The organism is Pedococcus soli (genome assembly GCF_054782575.1).
Genome location: NZ_BAAGSF010000003.1, coordinates 70669 through 84035, shown reverse-complemented (window position 1 = coordinate 84035; position 13367 = coordinate 70669). Strand labels below are relative to the sequence as shown.

Sequence of the window (13367 nt, the reverse complement as noted above, 5' to 3'; positions counted from 1 at the left end):
AATCACAAACTTCTGCAGAGACACTTAAGGTGTACTACATGGACGTTCGTCACCTGGACCTGCTGCGCGAGCTCGCCGACCGGGGCACCCTCACGGCCGTCGCCACCGCGACCCACCGGACCCCGTCCGCGGTGTCCCAGCAGCTGCGCGCGGCCGAGCGCGAAGCGGGTATGCCGCTCGTGGAGCCCCACGGGCGCGGCGTGCGGCTGACCCGGGCCGGGCTCCTGCTCGCCGAGGGCGCCATCGACGTCGCCACCGCCCTCGCCCGGGTGGGCGCGCAGCTCGACACCCTGCGGGACGCCCCGGTCGGCACCGTCACGATCGGGGCCCTGCCCAGTGCGGCCGAGGTCCTCGTGCCCGAGCTCCTCGCCCGCCTCGAGGGCAGCGGGTTGCTCGTCACGCTCGACGACTTCGACGTGGCGGAGTCGGACTTCGCCAGACTCGCGGCGGACCACGACATCGTCATCGGCCACACCATCACCGGCGACGCTCCCGAGGGCTCGGCCCACCTGCACCACCGCACCCTCGCCGAGGAGCCCCTCGACGTCGCCCTGCCCGTCGACCACCACCTCGCCCGGCGACGACACCTGACCCCTGAGCTCGTGGTCGGCGAACGCTGGGTCGGCGTGCCGGAGGGCTATCCCTTCGACACGGTCCTCGTGGCGATGGAGAACGCCACCGGGCGCCGGATCGAACGGGTCCAGCGCCTGCGGGACAACCGGGTGGTCGAGGCGATGGTGGCCCACGGCCTCGGGATCGCCCTGCTGCCCCGGTTCACCACGCGCCCCCGGGCCGGCGTGGTCAGCAAGCCGCTGGTCGGGGTTCGCGCCGCCCGACGGATTGTCGCCCTCTCGCGCCGGGACGTCGCCCAGCGAGTGGCCGTGCGAAGCGTCCTCGACCTGCTCGCCGACATCGGTGCGAGGGCGTCGCGCTGACCCCGCCGCTGCCGGACGTCCTCGTCAGACGTTGAAGCGGAACTCCACCACGTCGCCGTCGGCCATGACGTACTCCTTGCCCTCGATGCGGACCTTGCCGGCGGACTTGGCCGCCGCCATCGACCCCGCCTCGACGAGGTCGTCGAACGACACGATCTCGGCCTTGATGAACCCGCGCTGGAAGTCGGTGTGGATGACCCCGGCGGCCTGCGGGGCGGTCCAGCCCCGGCCGATCGTCCAGGCGCGCGACTCCTTGGGACCCGCGGTGAGGTAGGTCTGCAGGCCGAGCGTGTGGAACCCGGTGCGGGCGAGCTGGTCGAGCCCGGACTCGGTGGCACCGAACGACTCCAGCAGCTCCATCGCCTCGTCCGCCTCCATCTCCATGAGGTCCATCTCGAGCTTGGCGTTGAGGAACACCGCGTCCGCCGGCTCGACCAGCGAGCGCAGCGAGGCGTGCAGCTCGGCGTCGCCGAGCTGGTCCTCGTCGAGGTTGAACACGTAGATGAACGGCTTGGTCGTCAGCAGGCCGAGCTGACGCGCATCGGCGAGGTCGACCCCGGCGGCCGCCCCCGCGGCATACAGGGTGTGACCCTCCTCGAGGACCTTCTGGGCCGCCACGGCGTTCGCGTGGGAGGCCTTCTTCTCCTTCTGGATCCGCGACTCCTTCTCGAGGCGCGGCACGGCCTTCTCGAGGGTCTGCAGGTCGGCGAGGATGAGCTCGGTGTGGATCGTCTCGATGTCCGACGCCGGCGAGACCTTGCCGTCGACGTGGACGACGTCGCCGTCCTCGAACGCACGGACGACCTGGCAGATCGCGTCGGCCTCACGGATGTTGGCGAGGAACTTGTTGCCCAGCCCCTCCCCTTCGGAGGCGCCGCGGACGATCCCGGCGATGTCGACGAAGGACACCGTCGCCGGGAGGATCTTCTCCGAGGAGAAGATCTCGGCGAGCTTGCCCAGGCGGGCGTCCGGCAGGGGCACGACCCCGACGTTGGGCTCGATGGTCGCGAACGGGTAGTTCGCGGCGAGCACGTTGTTCTTGGTCAGGGCGTTGAACATCGTGGACTTGCCGACGTTGGGCAGACCGACGATTCCGATAGTGAGAGCCACAAGGCCGAGAGTCTACCGTCGCGGTGTGGCGGCCCTTGCCAGCTGCCGGGACAGGGCGACGAGCCGTCCCCGGCTGTCCCAGACCTCGGCGTCCTCCTCGAGGTAGCCGCCCGACATGGTGCGGCTGGTGAGGTTGACGCGCAGCCAGCCCGGTGCCGGACGCGCGCGTACGTGGGCGGTGAGCTCGAGGGTCGGCGCCCACCCCGGCAGGCCCAGCTCGAACGCCACGGGCGGCAGCGCGTCGACGGCGAGCAGGAGCAGCAGCGGGTCGGGCTCACGGCCGTCGACCATCCGCAGCCAGCCGCGGATGACCCCGTTGCCCGAGGGCCTGCCCATCGCCCACCCGGTCGTGGCGGGGTCGAGCCGCAGGTCGAGCCGCTCGAGGAGGGAGGCGGCCTTGAGGAACTGCGGCGGCGCCTGCTCGGTCGTGAGGCACTCGTCCGGCGGCGGGAGCTCCGGCGGCGTGGCCGTCGTCGTCGCCTCGTCGTCCATGATGGCGAGGTCACCGTAGGTGGCCAGCACCCGGATGCGTTCGACCTCACCGCCCGCGCCGTCGTCCTGGAGGAGGGACGCCTGGCCGTTCGACACGGCACGGCCTCGGCGCAGGACCGAGGTGCGCACCGTGGCAGGGCCGGGGACGCCGGGAGTCAGGTAGTAGGCGCTGATCGCGAGCGGGTGCGGGTGGGGTGGCCGGTCGCCGTCGGAGGTGCCGAGCTCCGCGGCGAGCGCCCGACCGGCGATCGACAGCAGCATCCCGCCGTTCACGCCCCCACCGATGCGCCACCCGTCCCCGAGCGCGGCGTCGTACGCTCCCTGCTCCTGCGCCCGTGCCACCACTGCTGAACCGTCGTCGAACTCGCTCACCCGCACAGTCTCACCCACGACCGCGGGTGCCGCGCGGCCGACGTGAAGAGGCTCACCTCAGAGGGCCGGCAGGCCGTCCTCGAGGTAGGCAGTGGGTCCGGTGTGCGTCGCGAGGAAGGCGAGCAGGCGTTGGTTGTATGGCGCGACGCGGTGTTCGAGGTCCTCCTCGCCCACCCAGTGCACGGCCCGGATCTCCCTCGGCTGCAACGTCGTCGAGGCGACGAAGTCGTCGTCCACGACCCCGAGGTCGAAGACGAACACGGTCGCGTCGGACCAGCCGCGCCACGGCGGGAGCCAGTTCACGGCGATCAGGCCGCGGACCTCGACCTCGACACCCAGCTCCTCACGCACCTCCCGGACGACGCAGTGGGCGGGTGACTCGTGCGGGTCCACGACACCACCGGGCAGGTCCCACTCCTGCTTGTAGACGAGCTCGCACAGCAGGACACGGTCCTGCCGGTCGCGCAGGACACCCTGGGCGATGGCCCGCTTGGTGGGCAGCGCCGAGTTGAGCTGGGCGATGAACCCCTCGCGGCTGTCCGGCGACGGGTCGTCGGCGAGCCCACCGAGGACCACCACGTCGCCCCTCCCTCCGGGCACGTTCTGGGAGCGGCTCACGCCCTCCTTGCGCAGCCCGGCCCGCATGGCGGCCCGCACCCCGTCGCGGTCCGCGTCCTGCACCCTCGCCTCGACGCGCAGCAGGCCGAGGTCGTCGAATGCCCACCGCAGGACCAGCCGCAGGGCCCGCTCGACGATGCCGACGGCGCGGTACTCGGGGACGAACACCCAGATGACCTCGGCGTCCCCGGTCTCGCCGAGGAGCAGCTCGACCCGTCCGACCCGCTCGTCCTGCCAACGCACCTCGAAGGCGCGCAGGTCGGCGGGATCCGCTCCGTCCTCGACCCCGCGCACCACGACGTCGCCATCAGCCAGGAGGGGTCGGCGGGAGTCGGCAGCGGTTTCGGACATGCCGGAACGCTACCCGCCGAGCGCCTCCCTCTCGCTGTCGGTGCGGTCTGCCACAGTCCTCGACATGGAACTCGTCCTCGCCCTCCTCGTCGGCCTCGCCCTCGGTGCCGTCGTGGCTGTCGCGGTGTGCCGCCAGCTCGGGACGGCCCGGGCGGCCGGCGTGAGCGCCGAGCGCGACCTGCTGCGCGAGCGCGTCATCGACCTCGAGGCCGCCCTGTCGGACGACGCCCAGACCGCCGCCGCGCTCGTCCCCCTGCGGGACGCACTGGGCCGCGTCGAGCAGCAGGTGGGCACGCTCGAGCGCGACCGGACCCACCAGTACGCAGCCCTCGAGCAGACGATCGCGCAGGTCCACGCCTCGACCTCGGCCCTGGGCCGTCAGACGCAGAGCCTGGCCGGGTCGCTCAACGCGTCCACCGTGCGAGGCGCCTGGGGCGAGGTCCAGCTGCGCCGCGTGCTGGAGCACGCCGGCCTGCTCTCCCGGTGCGACTTCGAGGAGCAGGTGCACCGCGTCAGCCGGCACGACCGGCAGGTGCGCCCCGACGTGGTGGTGCGACTCCCCGGGCAGAAGTTCCTCGTCGTGGACGCCAAGGCGCCGATGGTCTCGTTCCTCAAGGCCCAGGCCGACGACCTCCCCGCCGACGAGCGGGCCCGGCTGCTGCGCGAGCACGCGACGGCACTCCAGGGGCACGTCCGGGCCCTGGCGGCGAAGGACTACTGGTCGGCGTTCGAGACCTCACCCGAGATGGTGGTGTGCTTCGTGCCGAGCGAGGCGATGCTGTCCGCGGCACTCGCCGCCGACCCCAGCCTGCACGAGGACGCGATGGCACGACGGGTCGTCCTCGTCGGCCCGGGCGCGCTGATGGCCCTGCTGCGCACCGTGGCGTTCACGTGGCAGCAGGACGCCCTCACGGCCAACGCCCGCGAGCTGATGTCGGTGGGCCGCGAGCTCTACGCGAGGCTCGGCACCCTCGGTGCCCACACCGCCCGCATGGGTGGAGCGCTTCAGCGTTCGGTCGAGGCCTACAACCAGATGGTGGGGGCGCTCGAGTCGCGGGTCCTCGTCACGGCCCGGCGGATGCACGAGCTCCAGGTCGTCGAGGACGAGCTGCCCGTCGCCCGCCCCGTCGAGACCGGCCCACGGGTGCTCACCGCCGTGGAGCTGCTCGACGCGGCCACCGCCGAGGACGCCCGCCCTCAGCTGGACCTGTCGCCCGAGTCGCTGGGGCGGGCTCCTGAGGTGCTCGGCGACGACGGCACGCCCAGGTGGACCGGCAGGGAGTCGACCGCGTAGACGATCGACTGGTCGCGGAACCGCAGCGTCGACGGCTGGACCGCCAGCTCGAGGTCGGGGAACCGGCGGGCCAGCCGGGGAAAGGCCATCCGCAGCTCGAGGCGCGCGAGCTCCGCGCCGACGCACCGGTGGAACCCGTAGCCGAAGGCCAGGTGCGGTGACGGCGGGCGGAGCGGGTCGAAGGTGTCGAGGTTCGGCCCGATCCTGGCGTCCCGGTCACCGCGGGCGAGCTGGACGATGACGACGTCACCCTTGCGGACCTTGCGACCGAAGAGCTCGTGGTCCTCGAGGGCGAACCGGGGGAAGGCGATCTGGACCACGGACAGGTAGCGCAGCATCTCCTCCACCACCCGGTCGATCGCCGTGGGGTCGTCGCGGACGAGCTCGAAGTGGGGTCGGTCGCGCAGCAGGACCAGGGTTCCGAGGGCGAGCATGCTGGCCGTGGTCTCGTACCCGCCGGTGAAGACGCCGTCGGCGAGCCCCGCGATCTCCTCGTCACTCACCTCGTCGCCCGCCTCGGCGATGATCCTCCCCAGCAGGCCGTCCCCCGGGTCCCTGCGCTGGCGCCGCGTCGCCTCCAGGAGGAACTCCCTCGACGACGAGATCGCGCCGAAGGCCCCCGCGCCACCGGCGGACACGTCGAACCTCGCGTGCGACAGGGCCTGGAAGCGGGCGCGGTCCTCGGCCGGCAGCCCCAGGAGCTCGCAGATGACGAGGAACGGGATCGGGAAGGCGAAGTCCTCGACGATGTCGACGTCCGCGCCCTTGGCGGCCATCAGGTCGAGCTGGGTGTCGATGATCTGCTCGATCCGTGGGGTCAGCCGTTGGATCCGACGCATCGTGAACTCCGGCGTCAGCAGACCCCTCAGGCGGGTGTGCTCCGGCGGGTCGGTGAACCCCAGACCGCCGACGGCTCCGCCGCTGGCACCGACGTACGGCCGGACGTCGTTGCTGTAGCGCTTCTGGTCGGCCAGCACCGCCTTGCCCTCCGGGTGGCCGGAGACGAGCCAGATGTTCATCCCGAACATGTGCGCGAGGCGGTGGACCGGGTCAGCGGACCCCGGCCCCGAGCGGCGCACCGGGTCCAGGCCGTCCCGGCGCAGCGGGCGCAGCAGCCGCCGCGGCACGGAGTCCAGCAGGGACAGGTCGACCACGGCGGGCCCGCGGGCGACGAGCCGCTGCAGGATTCGGCGCTTGGTCGCCGACAGGTCGATCATGGTCAGACCGTACCCGCGCGGGCGTCCAGATCCGTGCAGTGCCCGCGCACGGCGCCGCGCGGCATCCGTCAGTGCAGGGAGCCGGCTTCCTCGAACGCGCCGTCGTGACGCATCTTGTCGCTCAGCCCACGGGCCTTGAGGTCACGACGGATCTCGTTGGGCAGCGAGAAGAGCAGGCTCTCCTGGGCGGCCACCACCGGGGTGACGTCGGCGTACCCGCGCTCGGCCAGGTAGGTGAGGACGTCGCGCACGAGGACCTCGGGCACCGACGCACCGGAGGTCACCCCCACGGTGGAGACGCCCTCCAGCCAGGTGGGGTCGATCTCGTCGGCGTAGTCGACGAGGTGACCGGCGCGTGAGCCGTGCTCGAGAGCCACCTCGACGAGTCGGACCGAGTTGGACGAGTTGCGCGACCCGACGACGATCATGAGGTCGCAGTCGGGGGCCATCTGCTTGACGGCGAGCTGGCGGTTCTGGGTGGCGTAGCAGATGTCGTCGCTGGGCGGGTCCTGCAGCGACGGGAACCGCTCGCGCAGTCGGCGGACGGTCTCCATGGTCTCGTCGACGGACAGCGTGGTCTGGGACAGCCAGACCACCTTCTCCGGGTCGCGCACGGTGACGTTGGCGACGTCGTCGGGGCCGTCGACGAGGGTGATGTGCTCAGGCGCCTCCCCCGACGTCCCGACGACCTCCTCGTGGCCCTCGTGACCGATGAGCAGGATGTCGAAGTCGTCGCCGGCGAACCGGACCGCCTCACGGTGCACCTTGGTGACCAGCGGGCAGGTGGCGTCGATGGTCTTCAGGCTCAGCGCCTTGGCCTCCTCGTGGACGACGGGGGCCACACCGTGGGCGCTGAAGATGACCGTCGCACCCTCGGGGACCTCGTCGGTCTCCTCCACGAAGATCGCCCCGCGCTTCTCGAGCGTGGTGACGACGTGCTTGTTGTGGACGATCTCCTTGCGGACGTAGACCGGCGGACCGTAGAGCTCGAGGGCCTTCTCCACCGTCACGACGGCGCGGTCGACGCCGGCGCAGTAGCCGCGGGGCGCGGCGAGGAGCACGCGCTGGGTGGGCTGTCCGATGGTGTCAGTCATGACTCCATCGTAGGTTGCCGCGCCGGGGCACCCCAATCGCCCACCACCGCTCAGAACGCCTGCGGCCCGAAGCGCTGCCACGCCACGAAGGCTGCGACGAGCAGGACCGGCACGTTGATCGCCAGCGCCTGGGGCTCGCCACGGCGCAGGTGGGTCACCGCGGCCAGGGCCATGACGACGGCGAGGCCGACAGCGGCAAGCGGGGTCAGGACCACGGCGATCCCGGTGGCTGCCGGGAGGACCAGCCCGATGGCGCCGAGGAGCTCCACGGCGCCGATGAACCGGACCGTCCCCGCCGAGAAGTCCTCCACCCAGGGGAGTCGGGCGCGCAGCTTCTCCTTGGGCTGGCTCAGCTTGGTCACCCCGGCCATGGCGAAGAAGAGGGCGAGCACGATCTGCAGGATCCAGAGCACGGTGTTCATCGGTCGACGTCCTTCGAGTCATCAAGTGGAGGCCATCCTCCACTCTGTCGGGAGGCACAACGCAAGAAGTGGAGGACCTATTCCGGTTAATGTGTGGACGTGACCACCCCACCCCCGTTGCGCGTCGACGCCGAGGCCAACCGGGCCCGCATCGTCCAGGCCGCGCAGGCGGTGTTCGCCGAGCAGGGCGTGTCCGCTCCACTGACCGAGGTCGCCGCACGGGCGGGTGTCGGGATCGCGACGCTGTACCGCCGCTTCCCCGACCGTGCCGACCTCGTGGCCGAGGCGTTCGACGACGCCCTCCGGCAGTACGAGGCCAGTGCCGACCTGGCGCTCACGGACGACGACCCGTGGGCCGGATTCGTGGGCCTGGTCGAACGGATGGCGGCGCTGCAGGCCGAGAACCGCGGGTTCACCCACCTCATCCAGTCCGTCCCGCTGGGGCGTGGTTCGTCGACGGCGGCGCATGGTTCGTCCGGGCGTCGCGAGCGCGGCTCGTCCGGACGTCGCGAGCGTGGCTACCGCACCGTCGTGGAGGTCATCGACCGGGCCAAGTCGTCCGGCGTCCTGCGGGCCGACTTCAGCCCGGAGGACCTCCCCGTCCTCACGTTCGCCGTCGCGGGCGTGATCGAGACGACCCGTGACGACCTCCCGGAAGCGTGGCGGCGGCACGTCGCGCTGTTCCTCGACGCGTGTCGCCCGATCGCGGCCACCCCGCTCCCACCGGCGCCCGAGCCGATCGCCCTGCAGCGCGCGATGCTGCGGGCCGCCCGCCGGCGCCAGACCCGCGGTCAGAGCGGGTAGGACCCGAACCGCGCCCAGGCCACCACGAGCGCCAGGACGGCCAGGACGACGTTGCCGGCGACCATGGGCCACTCGCGCAACCGCAGGTGCGTCGCGATGGCGCCCACCATCACCAGCACCAGGCCGCTGGCAGCCAGCGGCGTCAGCCACGTCAGCACGTCCAGCCACCCGGGGAGCACCAGGCCCAGCGCGCCCAGGACCTCGGCCAGCCCGATCCCGCGGATCGTGTCCTGGGAGAAGCCGTCGACCCAGCGCATCTGCTCGCGCAGCTTCTCCTTCGGCTGGACGAGCTTGAGGGCGCCCGTGGCCAGGAACACCAGCGCCAGCACGACCTGGAGGATCCACACGAAGGTGTTCATGGGCCGATCCTGCGCCCAGGGCGACCGGCAGGGGCGTCGACACGCGAGGCCGTCGGTGCCGTCTCCTAGAGTGAGCCCCGTGACCGGCCCCGAGCAGCGCCCGACCCTGCCCGAGCGGGCCGGCGACACGACGGCCGAGTCGCCCTGGCCGGTGCGGCTGCTGAGCATGAAGATCGCCGAGTACGTCGAGAAGATGTCGGTCCTGTGGGTCGAGGGCCAGGTCGTGCAGCTCACCCGCCGACCGGGGTCCCGGACGGCCTACCTCACCCTGCGCGACCCGGACGTCGACATGTCCCTGTCGGTCGCGATCTCGACCAACGCCCTCGACGCGATGCCGGTCCCGGTCGCCCAGGGGGCCCGGGTCGTCCTGCAGGCGAAGCCCGTCTTCTGGACCCAGCGCGGTTCGCTGATGCTCGACGCCCGGCAGATCCGACCGGTCGGGGTCGGCGAGCTGCTCGCGCGGGTCGAGCACCTCAAGCGCACGCTCGCCTCCGAGGGCCTGTTCGACCCCGACCGCAAGAAGTCGCTGCCCTTCCTCCCGCGGACCGTCGGCCTCGTCTGCGGGCGGGCGAGCGCGGCGGAGAAGGACGTCGTCGAGAACGCCCGGCGGCGCTGGCCCACCGTCCGCTTCGAGATCCGTGAGGTCGCCGTCCAGGGGCCGCAGGCCGTGCAAGAGGTGATGGCCGCGCTCGCCGAGCTCGACGCCGTCGCCGGGGTCGACGTCATCGTCATCGCCCGCGGTGGGGGTTCGGTCGAGGACCTCCTGCCGTTCAGCAACGAGGCGCTCCTGCGCGCCGTCGCCGCCGCCCGCACCCCTGTCGTCTCGGCCATCGGCCACGACGTGGACACCCCGCTGCTGGACCACGTCGCCGACTGGCGCGCCTCCACCCCCACCGACGCCGGCAAGCGGGTGGTGCCGGACGCGCAGGAGGAGCGGCACGGCATACGCCAGTCGCGTGAGCGGGCCCGACGGGCCCTCGCGGGTCACGTCGCGAGCGAGCGACGTCACCTCGTGGCGCTGCGTTCGCGGCCCGTCGTCGCCAACCCCGCCGCGATGATCGACGCGCGGCGGGCCGAGCTCGATGCGCTCACCGCACGCTCGCAGCGCCGCGTCCTCGCCTCCGTCCACCGGGCCACCGACCACATCGGCCACCTCCGTGCCCAGGTCCGCACCCTCTCGCCGTTGTCCACCCTCGAGCGTGGGTATGCCGTGGTGCAGCACCGCGACGGCCGCGTGGTCATGGACCAGGACGACGTCGCCCCCGACGAGCTCCTTCGGGTCCGGGTGGCCCGGGGTGACTTCGCGACCCGCGTCGTGGGCCTGCCGGCGGGCCAGCCGGCCGAGGCCGGTTAGGCTCCTGCCCCATGGCCAAGGGAGCAGAGCAGACCTCGTCCACCGACCAGTTCCCCGACGTGGCGGAGCTGTCCTACGAGGCGGCTCGCGACGAGCTCATCGGCATCGTCGCCCAGCTCGAGGGGGGCCAGGTGGGTCTCGAGGAGAGCATGCGGCTCTGGAAGCGCGGCGAGGCGCTCGCGGCCCACTGCAGCACCTGGCTCGACGACGCCGAGGCAGCCCTCACCGAGGACGTCGACGGCTCCTGAGCCGGCGGGGCACCGCGGCGGCGTCAGCCTGCAGGAGCCTTCTGCAGGGTCCCGGCGAAGGCGCTCAGCTCGTCGAGCGTGCCGGTTCCGGTGACGATCGTCGTCAGCTCCTCACCCGCTCCCGCTTGGTGGACGAGGCTGTTCTGGACCTTGCCGCTGCGGACGTACGTCGTCCATGTGCGACCACCGGCTTCGACCGTGCCCTTCGCCGCGGCACGGTTGGTCTGCGCCTCGATCCACTTCGCGGTGGCGTCCTTCGTCTGCTCGATCGCGACGTAGTTCCCCGTGGGCGACTGGTAGCCGGCGTGCCAGACCATCAGGCCGTCGGTGGAGCGTTCGTACCGCACGCTCGTCGCCCGCCACCCGTCGGGCAGGTTCGTCGGCACCTCGATGGGCCAGCCGCTCTCACGCGCGACCTCCACGGACGCCCCCGCGACGTCGACCGGCGGCTGGGTGACGTTGTTGACGCGAGGCACCACCGCCACCAGGACCGCGACCAGGGCACCGATCACGAGCAGGGACCGGATCATGTTGGGCACGGAGCCGTTGGCGTAGGAACTGCGGGGTGCCTGGGTGCTCACGGCACCATCGTCCCTGACGCGGACCGCTGGGCGCCAACTGCCCCTGCCACCGATAGTCTCGGGGCACTCACCCGCCGCCGCGTGAAGGATCTGATGCATGTCCGAGCAGCACCTCCCCTCATCCCTTCGCGTCGGCAGGGAGGCCCCTGACCGCAACCTCGCGCTCGAGCTCGTCCGCGTCACCGAGGCCGCCGCCATGGCCGGTGGCCGTTGGGTCGGGCGGGGTGACAAGAACGGCGCGGACGGCGCAGCGGTCGAGGCCATGCGGACCCTCATCTCGACGGTCTCGATGAAGGGCGTCGTCGTCATCGGCGAGGGCGAGAAGGACGACGCGCCCATGCTCTACAACGGCGAGGAGGTCGGCGACGGCAACGGTCCCGAGTGCGACGTCGCGGTCGACCCCATCGACGGGACGACGCTGACGGCCAAGGGTCAGTCCAACGCCGTCGCGGTGCTGGCCGTGGCTGACCGGGGCAGCATGTACGACCCCTCTGCGGTGTTCTACATGGACAAGCTCGTCACCGGCCCCGAGGCCGCCGACGCCGTCGACATCCGCCTCCCCGTCGCCGAGAACATCCGCCGGGTCGCCAAGGCCAAGCGCGAGACCGTGGAGGACGTCACGGTGGTCATGCTCGACCGCCCGCGCCACGACAAGCTGGCCGCCGAGGTCCGCGAGGCGGGGGCGCGCCTGCGCCTCATCTCCGACGGCGACGTCGCCGGGGCGATCATGGCCGCCCGCGACGAGACCGGCATCGACCTGCTGCTCGGTGTCGGCGGCACCCCCGAGGGGATCATCGCCGCGTGTGCCATCAAGTGCATGGGTGGCGTCATCCAGGGACGCCTCGCGCCCAAGGACGACGAGGAGCGCCAGCGCGCCATCGACGCCGGTCACGACCTCGACCGCGTGCTGTCGACGAACGACCTGGTCAGCGGCGAGAACTGCTTCTTCGTCGCCACCGGGATCACCGACGGCGAGCTCCTCCGCGGGGTCCGCTACCGAGCCGGCGGCGTGACGACGCACTCCCTCGTCATGCGCAGCAAGTCCGGCACGATCCGGCTGATCGAGAGCCACCACCAGCTCGCCAAGCTGCGGGCCTACAGCTCCATCGACTTCGACCACGCCACCCCCCACCTCCAGGACGCCCCATGAGCCAGCGCCTGCTCGTCGTCGGCGAGGCACTCGTCGACATCGTCACCGATGCCAACGGCGAGTCCGCAGAGCACATCGGCGGCAGCCCGGCCAACGTCGCCGTCGGCCTGGCCCGGCTCGACCACCGGGTCGACTTCGCGACCTGGCTGGGCGACGACGAACGCGGCTCCCGCATCGCCGGTCACCTCAAGCGGCACGGCGTGCACGTGCTGCCGGCGAGCCTGGGCGCGGCCCGCACCTCCGTCGCAGCGGCGACCCTGGACCAGGGTGGCGCAGCGAGCTACGACTTCGACCTCCTCTGGGAGCTGCCGGAGGTCGTCCTCGAGCCGGGCACGAGCCACGTCCACACCGGCTCGATCGCCACGGTGCTCCAACCGGGGGCGCAGAGCGTCACCGCGGCCCTGCGCGCGGTCCGCGAGGTCGGCACCGTGTCCTACGACCCCAACATCCGCCCGAGCATCATGGGCGACCTCGACGCCGTCCGCGACCGCGTGGAGGAGCTGGTCGGCCTGTCCGACGTCGTCAAGGCGAGCGAGGACGACCTCGACCTGCTCTACCCCGACCGCTCCCCCGAGGAGGTCATGGCCCGGTGGGTCGAGCTCGGCGCAGGCATGACCCTGGTGACGCTCGGCGGTGAGGGCGTGGTCTACCGCGTGGCCGCCGGTGAGCAGGTCGTGACCGAGCCCGCGCGGGCGGACCGGGTCGTCGACACCGTCGGTGCCGGCGACTCCTTCATGGCCGGACTCGTGTCCGGGCTCGTCGTCGCCGGGCTGCTGGGTGACCCGGGTGCACGCGAGCGGCTGCGGAGCGCGACACTGGAGGACGTCAGCCCCGCCGTCGACCGCGGGCTGGCCACGAGTGGAGTCACCGTCGGGAAGGCCGGGGCCTACGCCCCCAGCCTCGACGAGCTCTAGTCACGAGCGGTAGTCACGAGCTGTTGTCGCTGCGGCGACCTGAGGACAGGAG

At 72.1% G+C, this 13367-nt stretch carries 15 protein-coding genes; 7 read left to right on the top strand and 8 right to left on the bottom strand.

All coding sequences use genetic code 11. The features are described from left to right. Positions 1-38: 38 nt before the first annotated feature. A complete protein-coding gene (locus ACYVKF_RS03330) occupies positions 39-935 on the top strand; it encodes a LysR family transcriptional regulator (protein ID WP_460964822.1) in 897 nt (298 codons plus the stop codon). A 24-nt stretch (positions 936-959) separates the two neighbouring features. Here the strand turns inward: ACYVKF_RS03330 and ychF are convergent, their stop codons facing one another. The 3 genes from ychF to ACYVKF_RS03315 are packed head-to-tail and all read right to left on the bottom strand — an operon-like array spanning position 960 to position 3878. Next, positions 960-2045, bottom strand: a complete 1086-nt coding sequence (ychF, locus tag ACYVKF_RS03325; RefSeq protein WP_056918386.1) for a redox-regulated ATPase YchF — start codon at positions 2043-2045, stop codon at positions 960-962. Positions 2046-2057: 12 nt separating this feature from the next. After that, complete coding sequence (locus ACYVKF_RS03320; protein ID WP_460964819.1) at positions 2058-2909, bottom strand: thioesterase family protein; 852 nt, start codon at positions 2907-2909, stop codon at positions 2058-2060. A 57-nt stretch (positions 2910-2966) separates the two neighbouring features. After that, positions 2967-3878, bottom strand: a complete 912-nt coding sequence (locus ACYVKF_RS03315) for an NUDIX hydrolase (protein WP_460964817.1) — start codon at positions 3876-3878, stop codon at positions 2967-2969. A gap of 64 nt (positions 3879-3942) precedes the next feature. Between ACYVKF_RS03315 and ACYVKF_RS03310 the strand changes: the two genes are divergently transcribed. Further along, entirely contained in the window at positions 3943-5172 is a 1230-nt protein-coding gene (locus tag ACYVKF_RS03310; RefSeq protein ID WP_056917238.1) for a DNA recombination protein RmuC, read from the top strand. On the opposite strand, the gene ACYVKF_RS03305 is transcribed toward ACYVKF_RS03310, so the two are convergent. From ACYVKF_RS03305 to ACYVKF_RS03295, 3 genes are all read right to left on the bottom strand, one after another. After that, complete coding sequence (locus ACYVKF_RS03305) at positions 5076-6389, bottom strand: cytochrome P450 (RefSeq protein WP_460964815.1); 1314 nt, start codon at positions 6387-6389, stop codon at positions 5076-5078. The two genes, ACYVKF_RS03310 and ACYVKF_RS03305, sit on opposite strands and share 97 nt — an antisense overlap. A gap of 68 nt (positions 6390-6457) precedes the next feature. Next, positions 6458-7483, bottom strand: coding sequence for a 4-hydroxy-3-methylbut-2-enyl diphosphate reductase (locus tag ACYVKF_RS03300; RefSeq protein ID WP_056918388.1), 1026 nt, complete (start codon positions 7481-7483; stop codon positions 6458-6460). A gap of 50 nt (positions 7484-7533) precedes the next feature. Continuing rightward, the gene (locus ACYVKF_RS03295) at positions 7534-7905 is read right to left on the bottom strand and encodes a DoxX family protein (protein ID WP_460964813.1); all 372 of its coding nucleotides are present in this window, start codon (positions 7903-7905) and stop codon (positions 7534-7536) included. Positions 7906-8004: 99 nt separating this feature from the next. Between ACYVKF_RS03295 and ACYVKF_RS03290 the strand changes: the two genes are divergently transcribed. Beyond that, a complete protein-coding gene (locus ACYVKF_RS03290) occupies positions 8005-8709 on the top strand; it encodes a TetR/AcrR family transcriptional regulator (RefSeq protein ID WP_200956861.1) in 705 nt (234 codons plus the stop codon). Here the strand turns inward: ACYVKF_RS03290 and ACYVKF_RS03285 are convergent. Beyond that, the gene (locus ACYVKF_RS03285) at positions 8697-9068 is read right to left on the bottom strand and encodes a DoxX family protein (RefSeq protein WP_056915424.1); all 372 of its coding nucleotides are present in this window, start codon (positions 9066-9068) and stop codon (positions 8697-8699) included. The genes ACYVKF_RS03290 and ACYVKF_RS03285 overlap by 13 nt on opposite strands. A gap of 79 nt (positions 9069-9147) precedes the next feature. Here ACYVKF_RS03285 and xseA point away from each other — a divergent pair, with 79 nt between their 5' ends. Both xseA and ACYVKF_RS03275 read left to right on the top strand, forming a co-directional pair. Next, positions 9148-10422 carry an exodeoxyribonuclease VII large subunit gene (xseA, locus tag ACYVKF_RS03280; protein WP_460964810.1) on the top strand — a complete coding sequence of 425 codons (1275 nt, stop codon included), beginning with the start codon at positions 9148-9150 and terminating at the stop codon, positions 10420-10422. Between the two features lie 11 nt (positions 10423-10433). After that, positions 10434-10670, top strand: coding sequence for an exodeoxyribonuclease VII small subunit (locus ACYVKF_RS03275; RefSeq protein ID WP_056915426.1), 237 nt, complete (start codon positions 10434-10436; stop codon positions 10668-10670). Between the two features lie 23 nt (positions 10671-10693). Here ACYVKF_RS03275 and ACYVKF_RS03270 read toward each other — a convergent pair whose 3' ends face one another. Continuing rightward, positions 10694-11251 carry a DUF4245 domain-containing protein gene (locus ACYVKF_RS03270; protein ID WP_460964808.1) on the bottom strand — a complete coding sequence of 186 codons (558 nt, stop codon included), beginning with the start codon at positions 11249-11251 and terminating at the stop codon, positions 10694-10696. 97 nt (positions 11252-11348) lie between these two features. Between ACYVKF_RS03270 and glpX the strand changes: the two genes are divergently transcribed. Together glpX and ACYVKF_RS03260 are read left to right on the top strand one after the other, a co-directional pair. Then, positions 11349-12401, top strand: coding sequence for a class II fructose-bisphosphatase (gene glpX, locus ACYVKF_RS03265; protein WP_056915428.1), 1053 nt, complete (start codon positions 11349-11351; stop codon positions 12399-12401). Then, positions 12398-13315 (top strand): carbohydrate kinase family protein, encoded by a 918-nt coding sequence (locus ACYVKF_RS03260; RefSeq protein WP_460964806.1) that lies wholly within the window; start codon positions 12398-12400, stop codon positions 13313-13315. Before glpX ends, ACYVKF_RS03260 begins: the two co-directional genes overlap by 4 nt. Positions 13316-13367 lie beyond the last annotated feature (52 nt).

What these genes read in the sequence shown, in the direction of transcription:
- ACYVKF_RS03330 (WP_460964822.1), top strand. Translation starts at nt 39, where the DNA reads ATGGACGTTCGTCACCTGGACCTGCTGCGCGAGCTCGCCGACCGGGGC.
- ACYVKF_RS03315 (WP_460964817.1), bottom strand. Translation starts at nt 3,878, where the DNA reads ATGTCCGAAACCGCTGCCGACTCCCGCCGACCCCTCCTGGCTGATGGC.
- ACYVKF_RS03310 (WP_056917238.1), top strand. Translation starts at nt 3,943, where the DNA reads ATGGAACTCGTCCTCGCCCTCCTCGTCGGCCTCGCCCTCGGTGCCGTC.
- ACYVKF_RS03305 (WP_460964815.1), bottom strand. Translation starts at nt 6,389, where the DNA reads ATGATCGACCTGTCGGCGACCAAGCGCCGAATCCTGCAGCGGCTCGTC.
- ACYVKF_RS03300 (WP_056918388.1), bottom strand. Translation starts at nt 7,483, where the DNA reads ATGACTGACACCATCGGACAGCCCACCCAGCGCGTGCTCCTCGCCGCG.
- ACYVKF_RS03295 (WP_460964813.1), bottom strand. Translation starts at nt 7,905, where the DNA reads ATGAACACCGTGCTCTGGATCCTGCAGATCGTGCTCGCCCTCTTCTTC.
- ACYVKF_RS03285 (WP_056915424.1), bottom strand. Translation starts at nt 9,068, where the DNA reads ATGAACACCTTCGTGTGGATCCTCCAGGTCGTGCTGGCGCTGGTGTTC.
- ACYVKF_RS03275 (WP_056915426.1), top strand. Translation starts at nt 10,434, where the DNA reads ATGGCCAAGGGAGCAGAGCAGACCTCGTCCACCGACCAGTTCCCCGAC.
- glpX (WP_056915428.1), top strand. Translation starts at nt 11,349, where the DNA reads ATGTCCGAGCAGCACCTCCCCTCATCCCTTCGCGTCGGCAGGGAGGCC.
- ACYVKF_RS03260 (WP_460964806.1), top strand. Translation starts at nt 12,398, where the DNA reads ATGAGCCAGCGCCTGCTCGTCGTCGGCGAGGCACTCGTCGACATCGTC.